The sequence below is a fragment of the Erwinia sp. genome (assembly GCF_049696395.1).
Classification (GTDB): domain Bacteria; phylum Pseudomonadota; class Gammaproteobacteria; order Enterobacterales; family Enterobacteriaceae; genus Erwinia.
In genome coordinates this window covers 1-16,106 of the sequence record NZ_JBAVTT010000008.1, presented here as the reverse complement: position 1 = coordinate 16,106, position 16,106 = coordinate 1, and the positions used below count along the sequence as shown (strand labels likewise).

The 16,106-nt window shown below is 57.9% G+C and carries 13 protein-coding genes; 9 read left to right on the top strand and 4 right to left on the bottom strand.

Features of this window, described 5'->3' with window-relative positions:
• From uca to urtE, 7 genes are all read left to right on the top strand, one after another.
• Positions 1–2,747, top strand: a 2,747-nt coding sequence (gene uca, locus WCC56_RS00995; RefSeq protein ID WP_424690575.1) for an urea carboxylase, incomplete at its 5' end; no start/stop codon positions are given.
• A 10-nt stretch (positions 2,748–2,757) separates the two neighbouring features.
• Positions 2,758–3,468, top strand: a complete 711-nt coding sequence (locus WCC56_RS00990) for a GntR family transcriptional regulator (RefSeq protein WP_424690574.1) — start codon at positions 2,758–2,760, stop codon at positions 3,466–3,468.
• A 27-nt stretch (positions 3,469–3,495) separates the two neighbouring features.
• Positions 3,496–4,764 (top strand): urea ABC transporter substrate-binding protein, encoded by a 1,269-nt coding sequence (urtA, locus tag WCC56_RS00985; RefSeq protein ID WP_424690573.1) that lies wholly within the window; start codon positions 3,496–3,498, stop codon positions 4,762–4,764.
• 131 nt (positions 4,765–4,895) lie between these two features.
• Positions 4,896–6,470 (top strand): urea ABC transporter permease subunit UrtB, encoded by a 1,575-nt coding sequence (gene urtB / locus WCC56_RS00980; protein ID WP_424690572.1) that lies wholly within the window; start codon positions 4,896–4,898, stop codon positions 6,468–6,470.
• Positions 6,470–7,546, top strand: a complete 1,077-nt coding sequence (gene urtC / locus WCC56_RS00975) for an urea ABC transporter permease subunit UrtC (protein WP_424690571.1) — start codon at positions 6,470–6,472, stop codon at positions 7,544–7,546. Before urtB ends, urtC begins: the two co-directional genes overlap by 1 nt.
• Positions 7,539–8,330 (top strand): urea ABC transporter ATP-binding protein UrtD, encoded by a 792-nt coding sequence (gene urtD / locus WCC56_RS00970; protein ID WP_424690570.1) that lies wholly within the window; start codon positions 7,539–7,541, stop codon positions 8,328–8,330. The genes urtC and urtD overlap by 8 nt, the downstream gene beginning before the upstream one ends.
• A 1-nt stretch (position 8,331) precedes the next feature.
• On the top strand, positions 8,332–9,030 hold the full coding sequence (gene urtE, locus WCC56_RS00965) for an urea ABC transporter ATP-binding subunit UrtE (protein WP_424690569.1): 699 nt from the start codon (positions 8,332–8,334) through the stop codon (positions 9,028–9,030).
• Between the two features lie 74 nt (positions 9,031–9,104).
• Here the strand turns inward: urtE and WCC56_RS00960 are convergent, their stop codons facing one another.
• Positions 9,105–11,060: a sigma-54-dependent Fis family transcriptional regulator gene (locus WCC56_RS00960; RefSeq protein WP_424690568.1), complete on the bottom strand. Its 1,956-nt coding sequence runs from the start codon at positions 11,058–11,060 to the stop codon at positions 9,105–9,107.
• Positions 11,061–11,261: 201 nt separating this feature from the next.
• Between WCC56_RS00960 and WCC56_RS00955 the strand changes: the two genes are divergently transcribed.
• Positions 11,262–12,041 carry a TIM barrel protein gene (locus WCC56_RS00955; RefSeq protein ID WP_424690567.1) on the top strand — a complete coding sequence of 260 codons (780 nt, stop codon included), beginning with the start codon at positions 11,262–11,264 and terminating at the stop codon, positions 12,039–12,041.
• Positions 12,042–12,092: 51 nt separating this feature from the next.
• A complete protein-coding gene (locus WCC56_RS00950) occupies positions 12,093–13,013 on the top strand; it encodes a sugar ABC transporter substrate-binding protein (protein ID WP_424690566.1) in 921 nt (306 codons plus the stop codon).
• A gap of 77 nt (positions 13,014–13,090) precedes the next feature.
• Here the strand turns inward: WCC56_RS00950 and WCC56_RS00945 are convergent, their stop codons facing one another.
• From WCC56_RS00945 to WCC56_RS00935, 3 genes are all read right to left on the bottom strand, one after another.
• Entirely contained in the window at positions 13,091–14,110 is a 1,020-nt protein-coding gene (locus WCC56_RS00945) for an aldose 1-epimerase family protein (protein WP_424690576.1), read from the bottom strand.
• On the bottom strand, positions 14,110–15,432 hold the full coding sequence (gene fucP / locus WCC56_RS00940) for an L-fucose:H+ symporter permease (RefSeq protein ID WP_424690565.1): 1,323 nt from the start codon (positions 15,430–15,432) through the stop codon (positions 14,110–14,112). Before fucP ends, WCC56_RS00945 begins: the two co-directional genes overlap by 1 nt.
• A gap of 13 nt (positions 15,433–15,445) precedes the next feature.
• A partial coding sequence (locus WCC56_RS00935; protein ID WP_424690564.1) for a PfkB family carbohydrate kinase occupies positions 15,446–16,106 on the bottom strand: 661 nt, incomplete at its 5' end.

Sequence of the window (16,106 nt, the reverse complement as noted above, 5' to 3'; positions counted from 1 at the left end):
CCCGCCTGCAGGTTGAGCACCCGGTGACGGAAAGCGTGACCGGGCTGGATCTGGTCGAATGCATGCTGCGCGTGGCGGCTGAAGAAGAGATTGACTGGGCACGCCTGACGCAAGCGCCCCAGGGTGCTTCTATCGAAGTGCGTATTTACGCTGAAGACCCGCTGAAAAACTTCCAGCCAAGCCCTGGCGTCCTGACGGAAGTCTGCTTCCCGGATGACGTGCGTGTGGACGGCTGGATCAACACCGGCACCGAAGTCTCGGCGTTTTACGACCCGATGATCGCCAAACTGATTGTCCATGCCGAAAACCGTGAAGCGGCGCTGGCCAAAATGCAGCAGGCGCTGAGCGAAACCCGTCTGCATGGCATTGCCACTAACCTGGATTATCTGCGCCAGATCGTCGCCACCGAAGCCTTCCGCACCGGCAAAGTCTGGACGCGTATGCTGGACAGTTTCTCCCCACTTTCCCCGGTGATAGAAGTGATCCAGCCTGGCACCTGGAGCAGTATTCAGGATTACCCTGGCCGCCTGGGGTACTGGGACATCGGCGTGCCGCCGTCTGGCCCGATGGATGATTTTGCTTTCCGCCTGGCGAACCGCATTGTCGGTAACGCCGAAGAAGCCGCAGGCCTGGAGTTCACGCTGCAAGGCCCAACGTTGCGCTTCCACAGCGATACCTTGATTTCCCTGACCGGTGCCGAATGCCCGGCCACGCTGGATGGCGAAACGGTAACTTACTGGCAGCCCGTTGAAGTAAAAGCCGGACAAACGCTGACGCTTGGTCGTGCGCAGATGGGTTGCCGCACTTACCTGGCCGTGCGTAACGGTTTCGATGTCCCGGAATATCTGGGCAGCCGTTCCACCTTCGCGTTAGGCCAGTTTGGCGGACATGCAGGACGCACATTACGTGTAGCCGATATGCTGGCAATCTCTCAGCCAGAACTGGCCGCCTGCACCACACCGGCGCCAGTCAGCGAACCCCAGGCAGTCGATGCTTCCCTGGTGCCAGTTTACGGCGACGAATGGCGCATTGGCGTGCTGTACGGCCCGCACGGTGCGCCGGACTTCTTCACCCAGGAATCCATCGACGAATTCTTTGCCAGCGTTTGGCAGGTTCATTACAACTCTAACCGTCTTGGCGTGCGCCTGGTTGGGCCCAAACCAAGCTGGACGCGCGCTAATGGCGGCGAAGCGGGTCTGCACCCTTCCAACGTTCACGACTGCGAATATGCTATTGGCGCGGTGAACTTCACCGGCGACTTCCCGGTGATCCTGACCCGTGACGGACCCAGCCTGGGCGGCTTCGTTTGCCCGGTCACCATCGCTAAAGCCGAGCTGTGGAAAGTCGGTCAGGTGAAGCCTGGCGACCGCATCCGCTTCCATCCCATCAGCTTTGAGGAAGCCCACGCGCTTGAGCAGGCGCAGGCGAAAGGCGTTGAAAGACTGCATGCCTCTTCGCTGCCAGCTTATGAAGTGCCTTCTCTGGCTGAAACCGCCCATGGCTCAGCAACGGTGCTGGCCTCAATCAAAGCGACCGCGTTCACCCCAACCGCCGTTTACCGTCAGGCTGGCGACAACTACATCCTGATGGAATACGGCGACAACGTGCTGGATCTGGCGCTGCGCCTGCGTGTGCATCTGCTGATGACCGCGCTGCGTGAGACGGGCCAGCCAGGCGTTGAAGAGCTGTCGCCAGGCGTTCGTTCGCTGCAAATCCGCTACGACAGCCGCATCCTCAGCCAGAAACAGCTGCTGACTCTGCTGCTTCAGCTGGAGAAAAACCTCGGCGACGTCAGCAAGATGAAAGTGCCTTCGCGCATTGTGCATATGCCGATGGCCTTCGAAGACAGCGCCACTCTGGGTGCCGTTGAGCGCTACAAAGAAACCGTGCGGTCCACTGCCCCCTGGTTACCAAATAACGTCGACTTTATTCAACGTATCAACGGCCTGAACACACGCGAAGAAGTGCGTGACACGATTTTTGATGCCAGCTACCTGATTCTGGGGCTGGGCGATGTCTATCTGGGCGCGCCTTGCGCGGTGCCAATCGATCCGCGTCATCGCCTGTTAAGTTCGAAATATAACCCGGCCCGAACTCACACCGCCGAAGGCACCGTGGGCATTGGCGGCATGTACATGTGCATCTACGGCATGGACTCGCCTGGCGGCTATCAGCTTGTTGGCCGCACGCTGCCAATCTGGAACAAATTCCTGAAAAACGACCAGTTTGCGGCCAATGAGCCGTGGCTGCTGCACTTCTTCGATCAGGTTCGTTTCTACCCGGTCACCGAAGCAGAGCTCGACGTATTGCGGGAAAATTTCCGTGAAGGCCGCGCCACCGTCACCATTGAAGAAACGGTGTTTGATTTCGCCGAACACACGCAATTCCTCAGCGAAAACGCGGACTCTATCGCCGAATTCCGCGCCAATCAGGCCAGTTCGTTCGAAGCCGAAGTCGCGCTTTGGGCGCAGGAAGAGGAAGGCGCTCCGCTGACCAGCGATGAAAATCTGCTGCCAGAGGAAGAAGAGGAAGGCGGCGTGCAGGTCAGCGCGGATCTGAACGGCAACATCTGGAAAGTGCTGGTGAAACCGGGCGATGAAGTGGTCGCGGGTCAGCCGGTGATCATCGTGGAAGCGATGAAGATGGAGCTGGCGATCAACGCGCCGCAGGCTGGCATGGTTAAACGCATTGCCTGCCAGCCAGGCCGTGCTGTCAGCCCAGGTGACGCCCTGCTGTGGCTGGAATAAAGGAGGCAGGATGCAGGAACTTCAGTCCAAACGCGGCAAAGCCAGACCGGAAGCGCTGGCAGAAAAGGTCTACCAGACCATCAAGAACGACATTTTCGATTTCCGCCTGATGCCGGGTGACCGCTTCAGCGAAAGCGAAATGGCGGAGCGGATGGAAGTCAGCCGTACCCCGGTGCGGCAGGCGTTGTTCTGGCTGGAGCGTGAAGGCTACGTCGAGGTCTATTTTCGCAGCGGCTGGCAGGTTCGCCAGTTCGACTTCGAATACTTCGAAGAGCTTTACGACCTGAGAATTGTACTGGAGTGCGAGGCGGTGCGCCGCCTGTGCAGCATGCCGCAAGCCCGCGCCAGCGAACTGCTGAGCGAGCTGAGCCTGTTCTGGATTGACTCCCCTCGTCTTGCAGAGGGGAAAGCCGTTTCGCTGCATGACGAAGCGTTCCATATGACGATGGTTGCCGCTGCAGGCAACAGCGAAATGGCGCGCATTCATGCCGAACTGACCGAAAAAATTCGCATCATTCGCCGTCTCGACTTTACCCGGGAAGACCGGATTGACGCGACCTATAACGAGCACGCCCGGATTTTGCTGGCGGTATTACACCAACACACTGAGGAGGCCCAACGCATTCTGACCGACCATATCTCTGTGAGTAAGGCCGAGGTCAGAAAGATCACCCTGCATATGCTGCAGCAGGCAAGGCTACAACCGGATTCACACCCATAACCACTACTACTTTTGAGGGTTCGCCAGATGAAAAGACGTTCACTGCTCAAGGCTTTTGCACTATCCGCCACGGTTGTCAGTATGGGGTTGTCATGGGGTGCGCAAGCGGCGGACACCATTAAAGTAGGGATCCTCTCGTCACTCTCCGGCACCATGGCGATCTCTGAGACGCCGTTGAAGGATGTGGCGCTGATGACCATTGATGAGATCAACGCCAAAGGTGGCGTGCTGGGCAAAAAGCTTGAACCGGTGGTGGTTGACCCGGCCTCAAACTGGCCGCTGTTTGCCGAGAAAGCCCGTCAGTTGCTGACTCAGGATAAAGCTGCCGTGGTGTTTGGCTGCTGGACCTCCGTTTCCCGTAAGTCTGTCCTGCCGGTGTTTGAAGAGCTGAACGGCCTGCTGTTCTATCCGGTGCAGTATGAAGGCGAAGAAATGTCGCCAAACGTGTTCTACACCGGCGCAGCGCCTAACCAGCAGGCAATCCCGGCGGTGGAGTATCTGATGAGCGAAGACGGCGGCAGCGCCAAACGCTTCTTCCTGTTGGGCACCGACTACGTTTACCCGCGCACCACCAACAAAATCCTGCGTGCCTTCCTGCACACTAAAGGCGTGAAGGACAGCGACATTGAAGAGGTTTACACGCCGTTTGGGTACAGCGATTACCAGACCATCGTGTCGAACATTAAGAAATTCTCCGCGGGCGGTAAAACCGCGGTGATCTCCACCATCAACGGTGACTCTAACGTGCCGTTCTACAAAGAGCTGGCTAACCAGGGCATCAAAGCCACTGACGTTCCGGTCGTAGCCTTCTCAGTCGGTGAAGAAGAACTGCGCGGCATTGATACCAAACCTCTGGTCGGTAACTTAGCGGCGTGGAACTACTTCGAATCGGTTGATAACCCGGTGAACAAGAAGTTTGTCGCCGATTACCGGGCTTATGCCAAAGCGCATAACCTGCCGAACTCAGCCACAGCGGTCACCAACGACCCAATGGAAGCGACCTATGTCGGCATCCATATGTGGGCACAAGCCGTTGAGAAAGCCGGGACGACCGATGTAGATAAAGTGCGTGCCGCCATGGCCGGACAGACCTACAAAGCGCCAGACGGCTTCACGCTGACCATGGATAACACCAACCACCACCTGCACAAACCGGTGATGATTGGCGAAATCGAAGATAACGGTCAGTTCAACGTGGTCTGGCAGACCGACAAACCGGTGCGCGCTCAGCCATGGAGCCCGTACATCGCCGGTAACGACAAAAAGCCTGACTACCCGGTAAAAACCACCCAGTAACCCCCAGCGGGCGGACGCCAGTTCCGCCCGTTCAGGCAAGCCTGGGCGAAAACATCCGCCCATGTGGGTCACTCCGTAGGGGCCGATGCGTCGGCCCGTTTTCTGCACCCCTGACATGGACGGGCATTGCGATGACGATTCGCCCTTTACTCACTCTGTTACTGGCCCTGTGCCTGCTGGCTCCGTTGGCGGCTTTTGCCGGCCCGGCTGCGGATTTTGCTGCAGCCAGCCGCACAGACCAGATCACACTTCTGCAGGCGTGGGCGGCGACTCCCGATCCTGCCCGCCTGCCCTTTCTTCAGGCATTGCGTCAAGAGAACGTGGTGCTGGATGAGAACAAGCAGCCTTTCACTCAGGTTGACGGCAAACTGACCGCGCTGGACAGCGTGGCTCAACCGGCTGGCAGCACCAAAAAGCTGTTTATGAATAACCGCCTGCGCGTAATGATTGCCACCACGCTGGCCGCTCATCAACTGGTCAGCGACAACGTTGCGACCCGCCTGAGCGCTGCGCGCGCGCTGCAAAACGATGCCCAGGCCGATCAGCTGCCGCTGTTATCTCAGCGCCTGGCGGCGGAGAAAGATGACGGCGTTCATGCCGTGCTGGCGCAGGCCGTCGCCAGTTTACAAATTCACGACAGCAACCCGCAGGTTCGTCTGCAAGCGGTGAAGCTGTTGGGCGAAACCAGCGACCCGCAAACCCAGGCCGTGCTTGAGCGCTTAACTCAGCCACAGAATGAGCCGGATGCCCTGGTTCGCGCTGCCGCCGTTGATGGCCTGAAGCAGATTAAAAGTCGCCTGATGCTGGGTGACCTGCTGGGCCAGGCCTTTACCGGTCTGTCACTGGGTTCCGTTCTGCTGCTGGCCGCGCTTGGGCTGGCGATCACTTACGGCCTGCTGGGAGTCATCAATATGGCCCACGGTGAGATGCTGATGCTCGGTGCCTACGCCACCTGGATGGTCCAGACGCTGTTCCAGCGCTTTGCGCCCGACTGGCTGGCGTTCTATCCGCTGCTGGCGTTACCCGTCGCCTTCTTTGTCACCGCCGGGATTGGTATGGCACTGGAACGCACCATCATTCGCCATCTTTATGGCCGACCGCTGGAAACCCTGCTGGCAACCTGGGGCATCAGCCTGATGCTGATCCAGCTGGTGCGGATGCTGTTTGGCGCACAGAACCTTGAAGTGGCTAACCCGCCATGGCTCTCTGGCGGACTGCAGGTGCTGCCGAATCTGGTGCTGCCGTATAACCGTCTGGCGGTAATCGTCTTTGTCTTCGGCGTGCTGTTCCTCACCTGGCTGCTGTTGAACAAAACCCGTCTGGGAATGAACGTGCGAGCTGTTACGCAAAACCGCGCGATGGCGGACTGCTGCGGCGTCCCAACAGGCCGCGTGGATATGCTGGCCTTTGGCCTTGGCTCCGGGATTGCCGGGTTGGGTGGCGTGGCGCTGTCTCAGTTGGGCAACGTGGGGCCGGAACTGGGCCAGGGCTACATTATTGACTCCTTCCTGGTGGTGGTTACCGGCGGCGTCGGCCAACTGGCTGGCACGGTAGTCGCCGCTTTTGGTCTGGGCATATTGAACAAAGTGCTGGAGCCGCAGATTGGCGCGGTGCTCGGCAAAATTCTGATTCTGGTGCTGATCGTGCTGTTTATTCAGAAACGACCGCAGGGGCTGTTCGCCTTTAAAGGAAGGGTGATTGACTGATGACGCAACCCATGACGCTTACCCTGACGCAGAAAGCGCCGCGCCTGACTATTGGTATCGGCCTGCTGGCCTTACTGCTGCTGCTGGTGCTGCCTTTTACGGCGCTGCTGCCGGCGGATAATCCGCTGGCCCTTTCCACCTATACCCTGACGCTGATCGGCAAGATCCTCTGTTACGCCATTGTGGCTGTGGCGCTGGATCTGGTCTGGGGTTACGCCGGGCTGCTGTCGCTGGGCCACGGGTTGTTCTTTGCCCTCGGCGGTTATGCGATGGGCATGTACCTGATGCGCCAGGCCTCCGGCGATGGGCTGCCTGCTTTTATGTCGTTCCTCTCCTGGAACGAGCTGCCGTGGTTCTGGGCCGGAACGCAGCACTTTGCCTGGGCGCTGTGCCTGATCGTGCTGGTGCCGGGGATCCTCGCGCTGATCTTCGGCTTCTTCGCCTTCCGCTCGAAGATCAAAGGCGTGTACTTCTCGATCATGACTCAGGCGCTGACCTATGCCGGAATGCTGTTGTTCTTCCGCAATGAAACCGGCTTTGGCGGCAACAATGGCTTTACCGGGTTCACTACGCTGCTCGGCTTCCAGGTGACGGCCACCAGCACGCGAATCGGCTTGTTTGTCGCGACCGTGCTGCTGCTGGCTGCCAGCCTGGGCATTGGCTTTGCCCTTGCCCGCAGCAAATTCGGACGCGTGCTGACCGCCGTTCGTGATGCGGAAAACCGCCTGATGTTCTGCGGCTACGATCCAAAAGGCTTCAAACTGTTTGTCTGGACGCTTTCCGCCGTGTTGTGCGGGCTGGCTGGTGCGCTGTATGTGCCGCAGGTTGGCATCATCAACCCCAGCGAAATGTCGCCGACTAACTCCATTGAGGCCGCTATCTGGGTGGCGCTTGGCGGCCGTGGCACCTTGATTGGCCCGCTGCTGGGAGCCGGGATCGTCAACGGCGCGAAAAGCTGGTTTACCGTGGCCTTCCCTGAGTACTGGCTGTTCTTCCTTGGCCTGATGTTTATCCTTGTGACCCTGTTCCTGCCGCGTGGCGTGATTGGGCTGATTCGCCGGAGGAAGCATGACTGAGCACCTGTTTACCCAACCGCATCCGGCAGACAGACACCGCGATCGGACCGACCCGGTGCTGTTACTGGAGAATATCAACGTCTCCTTTGACGGTTTCAAGGCGCTGACCAACCTCTCGCTGCAGATTGGCGTGGGCGAATTGCGCTGTATTATCGGCCCCAACGGCGCGGGAAAAACCACGCTGATGGATGTGATCACTGGCAAAACGCGGCCGGACAATGGCCGGGTCATGTACGACCAGAGCATTGACCTCACCACGCTTTCGCCGGTCGACATTGCCCGCAGTGGCATCGGCCGAAAGTTCCAGAAACCCACGGTGTTTGAGGCGCTGACGGTGTTTGAGAATCTGGAAATAGCGCTGAAAACAGACAAATCCGTCTGGGCCTGCCTGCGCAGTCGTCTGAACGGCGAACAGCAGGATCGCATTGATGACGTGCTGAAACTGCTGCGGCTGGGTGCCGAGCGCCATCGCCTGGCTGGCCTGCTTTCCCACGGCCAGAAGCAGTTTCTGGAGATTGGCATGCTGCTGGTACAGGACCCGCATCTGCTGCTGCTGGATGAGCCTGCTGCGGGCATGACCGATGCCGAAACCGAGTACACCGCCGAGCTGTTCCGCAGCCTGGCGGGGCAACATTCGCTGATGGTGGTTGAGCATGATATGGGCTTTGTGGAAACCATAGCCGACCACGTGACGGTGCTGCATCAGGGTCAGGTTCTGGCCGAGGGCTCGCTGCGTCAAGTGCAGGCCAACGAGCAGGTTATCGAAGTTTATCTGGGGCGCTGACATGTTACAGGTATCACAACTCAATCAATATTATGGCGGCAGCCACATCCTGCGTGGCCTCTCTTTTGAGGTAAAGATCGGGGAAATTACCTGCCTGCTTGGCCGTAACGGCGTAGGCAAAACCACGCTGCTGAAGTGCCTGATGGGCTTAATCCCGGCGAAGTCCGGCACCATCAGCTGGCAGGATAAAACCCTCAACAGCCGCAAGCCTCATCAGCGCGTGCAGGCCGGAATTGCCTATGTGCCGCAAGGCCGGGAAATCTTTCCCCGACTGACGGTGGAAGAGAATCTGTTAATGGGGCTGGCGCGTTTTTCTGGCGCGGAAGCGAAAGAAGTGCCGGAAGAGATCTACCAACTTTTTCCGGTGCTGAAAGAGATGAAGCAACGTCGCGGCGGCGATCTCTCCGGCGGCCAGCAACAGCAACTGGCGATTGGCCGGGCGCTGGCGTGCAGGCCAAAACTGCTGATTCTGGATGAACCCACCGAAGGTATTCAGCCCTCAGTCATTAAAGAGATTGGCGCAGTCATCCGTCAGCTTGCGCAGCGCGGCGATATGGCGATCCTGCTGGTCGAGCAGTTTTACGACTTTGCCGCCGAGCTGGCGGACAGCTATCTGGTGATGTCCAGAGGCGAAATCGTCCAACGCGGCCGGGGCGACAGTATGGAAGCCGATGGCGTGCGCGGTCTGGTGGCTATTTAACGCAAAAGCCAATAATCTCGCGAGTTGGCTGCGGGCCTGCGGGATCAAACCTGACGATCGAATTGCACGTTGAGTCACCCGCGAAACTCATCCACACTGATACCGTGCTTCTTCAGCTTGTTATACAACCCGGCGCGGGAGACTCCCATCTTCTGCGCCGTTTTGCGTAAATTGCCGTTCAGGGAGGCCAGCATGGTCACAATGTGCGCCCGCTCGTTGCTGTCCAGCCGCTGCGCGTCACCCCGTTCAGGCTGCTCTTTCAGGGCGATTTCTTCCGGCAAATCTCCGGCATCAATCAGCAACTTATCGCTAAGGTTGATTGCCCGCTCAACAATATTCTCTAACTCACGTACGTTGCCAGGCCACGGATACTGCCCCAACGCCGCCATCGCCGCTGGGGTAAACTGCATGCTGGCTCTCTTCAGGCGGGTACACATTTTCTCGCTAAACCACTCCACCAACTGCGGCACGTCTCCGGTTCGCTCCCGCAGCGCGGGGATGCGCAGCGAAATCACGTTCAGCCGATAGAAGAGATCCCGTCTGAACGCGCCCGTTTCGATCGCCCGCTGCAGATCGCAGTTAGTGGCAGCGATGATCCGGACGTTCACTTTCACCGGACGTTGTGCGCCAATACGCATCACCTCCGCTTCCTGCAACACGCGCAGCAAGCTGGTCTGGGCTTCCAGCGGCATATCACCAATCTCATCCAGGAACAGCGTGCCGCCATCGGCCAGCTCAAACTTGCCTGCCGCACCGCCTCTACGGGAGCCGGTAAACGCGCCGTCGACATAGCCAAACAGCTCGCTCTGCACCAGGTCACGCGGTAACGCTCCGCAGTTCACCGCGATAAACGGGCCGCCGTGGCGAGCGCTGCCGTTGTGGATGGCCTGAGCAAACAGCTCTTTGCCCGTCCCGCTTTCCCCGGTCAGCAATACCGTGCTGTCACTGCGGCTGCTGGTTCGGGCCTTTTCCAGGACTTCGGATAATGCGATCGATCGTCCACAGATCATCTCGAAGGTGTAACTGGCTCCGATGCCCATCACCTGACGGGTGATCGCCCGGATGCGCTGATTATCCCGTAGCGAAACGATCCGGCCACCGTCCGGCGCAGGCATCACCGAAACCAGACAGGAAACGCGCGGGCGATCCTGCGGCTGGAACACCACTTCACGGTCATTGCAAAAAGTGATCCCGGTCAGGGTCACGCCTTCCGGGTTCAGCGCGCTATCTACGGATTTCCCGGTCAGCATCATGCCGTGGAAAATCTGCCTGGCGTAGCGGTTGATGGTTTTGATCGTGCCACGAGCATCGGTCACGATCACCCCTTCATTCAGGGTTTCCAGAATTGAGCGCTGTTCGGCCAGCAGGCTGCGTAACACCAGCTGGCGGCTGATAGCTTCGGCGGCGGCCTGCACCGTGCCAAGGGTGTGATAGTGAAAATTGTCCTGGCTGGCGGTCAGCGTCAGCACGCCAATCATCCTGCCTTCGGCATTGCGCACCGGCGCGGCGGCACACTGACGATGCCGCTGTCGCAACGCCTGCTTCCAGTTTTCACCGTTCAGCACGTAGACCAGCCGTTGTTCGTTCAGGCAACGACCGGTGCAGTTGGTGCCCATCACCGACTCACGCAGAATGCTGCCGACAGGGGTCAAATCCAGCCCGCAGTAACATAAGGTGACGCCGTTAGCGTCGGTCAAATTGATGTGCCCGTCCGGATTATAGGCCAGCAGGCTTTGCATAATGCTGTCCGCCACTTCGATCAGCTCAGCATGGTTCTCCAGAATGGCCTTCAGCTCCGCTTCGGCTGGGAAAACGTAGTTGATTGCACCGGGATCAATCCCGGCATCACGGCTGGCCCGCCAGGATTCCCGGATCTGCGGACGGAGAAAAGTCGGTTCCTGCCCGGCAGCAAACTCCCGCCAGGCCTGCTCAAGCTGCTCGTCCCAGCGGCTGGCTTCAGCGCCTTCCGGCAGGCTTAACTTCCCTTCACACTCTTCCGCTATCGCCCCAGCCAAAACAGGTATATGCATTTTGTTCTCTCCCTTTCTGGAATGTCCATTTTATCGACATGTTGAGTTTACATGTCGATTTTGTGTTCACTTTGTGATCGAACGCCGACTGCCAGCCCGCTAAATGGGCGGTTTTGCCACTGGCATAACATTTGCTTAGTGCTTATTAGCCTGCATACCTGCGGCTGGCCGACTTTCATTTACTTTCTGCGGAGGCAGGACATGACCCTTTTCACTCTTTCCGTGTGCGCTGAAATGGTTTTTTTAGATTTACCCTTTATTGAACGCGTGAAACGCATCCATCAGCTGGGCTTTGGCGTGGAGATCTGGAACTGGCAGAACAAAGACATTGCGGCACTGGTGGCAACCGGGGCGCGCTTCACCTCCATGACCGGCTATCTGTCCGGCAATTTTACCGATGATGAAGAGATAGCCAGGCTGCTGGACAGCGCGGAAGTCTCGCTGGGCGTGGCTGAGCAACTCGGTTGCCCTTCGCTTAACCTGCACGGCACCGGGTTGAATGACCAGGGTCTGCCGGTCAAACCGGTGGAAGTGGTCAGCGGAGCAATGTGGTTGAAGGCCGCCAACACGCTGGAGAAACTGGCGGCGATGGCGGAACGCGCAGGCAAAGTCTTCACGCTTGAGAACCTCAATACCGCTGTGGACCATCCCGGCACGCCCTTCGCGAAAGCCAGTGAGGTGCTGGCGCTGGTTGAAGCCGTCAACAGCCCTCATCTGCGCATCAACCTCGACCTTTATCATGCGCAGATCGGCGAAGGAAACCTGATTGAGCTGGTGAAAAGGGCCGGCAGCGCAATCGGAGAAATTCAGGTGGCCGATGTGCCAGGCCGCCAGGAACCCGGCACGGGAGAGATCAACTACCGCGCCATCGCCAATGCCCTGCGAGCGATGGAGTACCGGGGCGTGGTGGCAATGGAAGGCTGGGCATCAGGCGACAGCGAAACCGCCCTGATGCGTTTTAAAGAGCAGTTTATGTCGTAACCCATAACTACATACCCCCACAGGGGGAAATACCCTACAGGAAACACCGCTATGAAAATCAAACCATTACTGCTGATCTGCACGCTGATCCTCAGCCCGTTAAGCCAGGCAAAAGAGCACACCGTTGGCGTGGCGCTGGCCAACTTCGACCTGAACTTCGTCTCGATCCTGCGAACCCAGATGGTGAAAGAGATGGCGAAAGAGCAGATGGCTGGCCAGTTCGAGGACGCCAAAGGGGACGTTGCCGTGCAGGTTCAGCAGGTAGAGAACTTTATCAATCAGGGCGTGGACGCCATTATCCTTAACCCGGTGGATACTCAGGCCGTTAAACCGATGATGGAAGCCGCCACTCGCGCCAAAATCCCGCTGATTTTCGTCAACCGCAAACCAGAAATTCCGCTGGGGGCGAATATGGCCTATGTCGGTTCGGACTCCGAGCTGGGCGGTAAAATGGAGATGGAAGCGCTGGCGAAAAAGATGAACTACAAAGGTAACGTGGCGATCCTGATGGGCGCCCTCTCCGCTGAGGAAGCGCGTCAGCGCACCAAAGCGACCGAAGAGGTGATTGCCAAATATAAAGACATGAAGGTCGTTGAAAAGCAGTCTGCTCAGTGGATGCGAAACGAGGCGGTGGACGTCACCTCCAGCTGGTTGCTGAACGGCGACAAGATTGACGCTATCGCCGCCAACAATGACGAAATGGCGATTGGCGCGATCATGGCGCTGCAACAGGCGGGTAAAAAAGAGGTGCTGGTCGCCGGCATCGACGGCACGCCTGATGCGCTGCGCTTTGTGAAAACCGGCAAACTGTCGCTGACCATATTCCAGGATGCGGCCGGTCAGGGCATTGGCGCGGTTCAAACGGCGAAGAAAATGCTGGCAGGTGAGAAAGTGGAAAGCACTATCTGGATCCCTTACCAGACAATTACCCCTGAGAACTACACCGAGTTTATGACTAAGAACAGCAAGTAAGCCTCGCTTTTAATAAAAAACCCCGCCAGAAAAAGGCGGGGGTTCAGAAGGCTGGCGGTGCATTCACGGCTGGCCTTTTACCTTTCTGTCAGACCGGTTTCAACGCTGTACTGTCGCTGCTCGCCGGGCTCCAGCATAATCAACGTGCCTGCCTGCTTAGCGGCGGTAAAGCCTTCAGGGCGGCAAGTCGCTGGCAGGACAAAGGCGGCAACCTGCTGATCGCTGTTGTGCAGGATCCAGCGAGTCGCGTAGTTGAACTGCGAAGTCTGGAAAGTGGTACTGAAGCCGTAACCGTCCGGCGAGTGCAGGCTGAACGTCGCCTTGTCGCCGTACTGCGCCAGATTATCGGCAAAAAATACGATCTCCGGATCGTACATCTCCGGGCGAGTCAGCCCGCCAAAATTCTGAGGTTCCACCTCAAGCTGACGGGTGTAATCCAGCCAGACCGGCGTAGGATGAACATGGCCGGGAATCGATGTACGCAGCCTGAAGGCGCTGTCCGGAATGCTCTGGCTGAAGGTGCCGTTTTCCACATAGGCGTAATTCATATGGCACATGTACTGCAAAGGCATTGCCGCACCGGAAAGGTTAGTGACTTCCATTTCAATACGTATTCTCGGCCTGTCTGCCAGCAGCATCACGCCGGGCAAAGCGCGATAGTGGTGGCCGAAGCCTTTGATGTATTCCACCTCACCGCGCACTGCAACGCTTTCTTCCTCCAGCACAATCCAGGCACTGTCCATTTTTGCGCAGGCCATTTCGCCGTGCAAAGCATGGACATCTTCCGCGCCAGGACACCCGTTCGCCAGCAAGCCTGAGTGAAAGGCAAAACAGCCGTAAGTATCGATAATGTCTTTGCCCGGCAGCGGGTGTTTAAAACCGCTGCCCATGGTCATTCGGTGGCCGTCAAAAGCCGCATCCCAGACCATCTGCCCGTAAAATGGCAGCACAATCACATAACCCCGGCTGTTCTCCATCCGTACCGCCTCAATCCCTGAAGGATAGCGGAACAGCTCCACTTTAACGTTAGCGTTATCCAGCAGCGTGCGCGGCGTTTCACCAAACAGCGCCGGATGCAGAGGCAGTGTGGTTCTCATCATGCCTCCTCAACCAGACGGCCACTGACCACAGGCTGCTTTTTGTGGCGCAGTTCGCCCCAGAAGTAGAAGCCAACCCAGGCAAAACAGAGCAAAGAGACGCCAAACGCCATCTGCATTGAGCCAATACGGTCAGACACCAGCCCCTGCAAAGCAGGCACGAAGGCGGCACCGACAATCGCCATCACGATAAATGCACCAGCCACTTCTTTGTATTTGCTCTCCACGGTAGAGAGCGTTCCGGCATAAATCGTTGCCCAACAAGGCCCGAACAGCACGCTAACGAAGACGGCGGCATACACGGCGGTAAAGTTCGGCACCAGCATCACGTAAGCCAGCGTTGCCACCCCCACGATGGAATAAGCAATCAGCACTTTTTCCGCCCGGAAACGGGTCATCAGGAAGTTGGCGACAAACTTACCGATAAAGAAGCAGATAAAGCTGTAGATCATAAAGTTAGACGCGTGGCGCTCGTTGGCTGCCCCGAGGTTCAACGCCAGACGAATGGTGAAGGACCAGACGGCGACCTGCATGCCAACGTACAGGAACTGAGCGATGATGCCGCGTTTGAAATGGCGGTTCTTCGCCAGATAGCTGAAGGTTTCACCCAGGCTTGGCAGTTTTTTCTCAGCACTTTGCGGTTTACAGTGCGGGTAACGTGTCATCAGGAACAGCACCATCACCACCACCAGAACCATCACCAGGTATTTGTAAGGTTCCAGCGTGTGCTCCAGCATGGTCAGACGGAACTGGTGCAGCTGTTCCGGGTTCATGCCAGCCATCTGGCTGTGCAGGCTGTCGCCATCCTGAAACACCAGGTATTTTCCCAGCACAATGCCCATCAGTGCGCCAATCGGGTAGAAGGTCTGGCTGACGTTCAACCGCAGCGTGGCGTGGTCGCGGTGACCAATCATCGAGCTGTAGGTGTTAGCCGCCGTTTCCAGGAAGCTCAGCCCAATTGCAATCGCGAAGATCGCCGCCAGGAACATCGTGTAAGTCGCCATATGCGAGGCCGGATAAAACAGCACGCAACCGCCGATGTACAGCGCCAGCCCCAGCAGGATGGCAATCTTGTAACTGCTGCTGCGGATCACCAGCGAAGCCGGGATCGCAATCAGAAAGTACCCACCGTAGAAGGCGCTTTGCACCAGCGCGCTGGCGAAGTCGCTGAGGGCGAACACGCTTTTGAACTGGGTGATCAAAATATCATTCAGGCTGGCGGCGCAGCCCCACAACGGGAACAGACAAGAAAGCAGGATAAACTGGAACAGTGGCGTCTTATTTAAATAGCCATCAGGCTGCTGGACGATCGTCGGGTGCATAGCGAATCCTCAGTTAATCGTTGAGAAAACGGTGAAAGGTATCGGCGTCAGGGTATGAAAGCTGGGTTCCCCGTCCGGTTACACTGCAGGCGGCATAGTCGGAGGCTGACTGCATTGCCTGAGCGACATCGCCGTGCTGGATCAGAAAGTGAGCAAAGCAGCCGATAAAGGCATCCCCTGCGCCACTGGTATCAACCGCTTTAACCGGCGTGGGCTCAACGCGGTGTACCTCATCACCCTGCATCCACACCGATCCGCGGCTGCCAAGGGTAATAATCAGGTTCTTCAGGCCGCGTCCCAGCAGCATCTGACCGGCGCGGAGCACCTCTTCATCGGTGCTGACCGGCAGGCCCGTCAGAATTTCCAGTTCGGTTTCATTGGGCATAAAGAAGTCGCACTGACAGGCGTAATCAATATCCAGACCGGCTACAGCAGGCGCTGGGTTAAGGATCACTTTAATGCCGTGCTCTCGGGCAAAATCGATGGCGTAATAGACCGTTGGCAGCGGGATCTCCAGCTGCAACACCATCAGACGACAACGTTTGAGGTCTTCCGCCGCCGCATCAATATCCGCCGGAGAAAGGTGCGCATTCGCTCCTTTGATGATCAGGATGCGGTTTTGCGACTGGTCATCGACAAAGATCGGTGCAACGCCGCTGGAGGTTCCCGCCGCC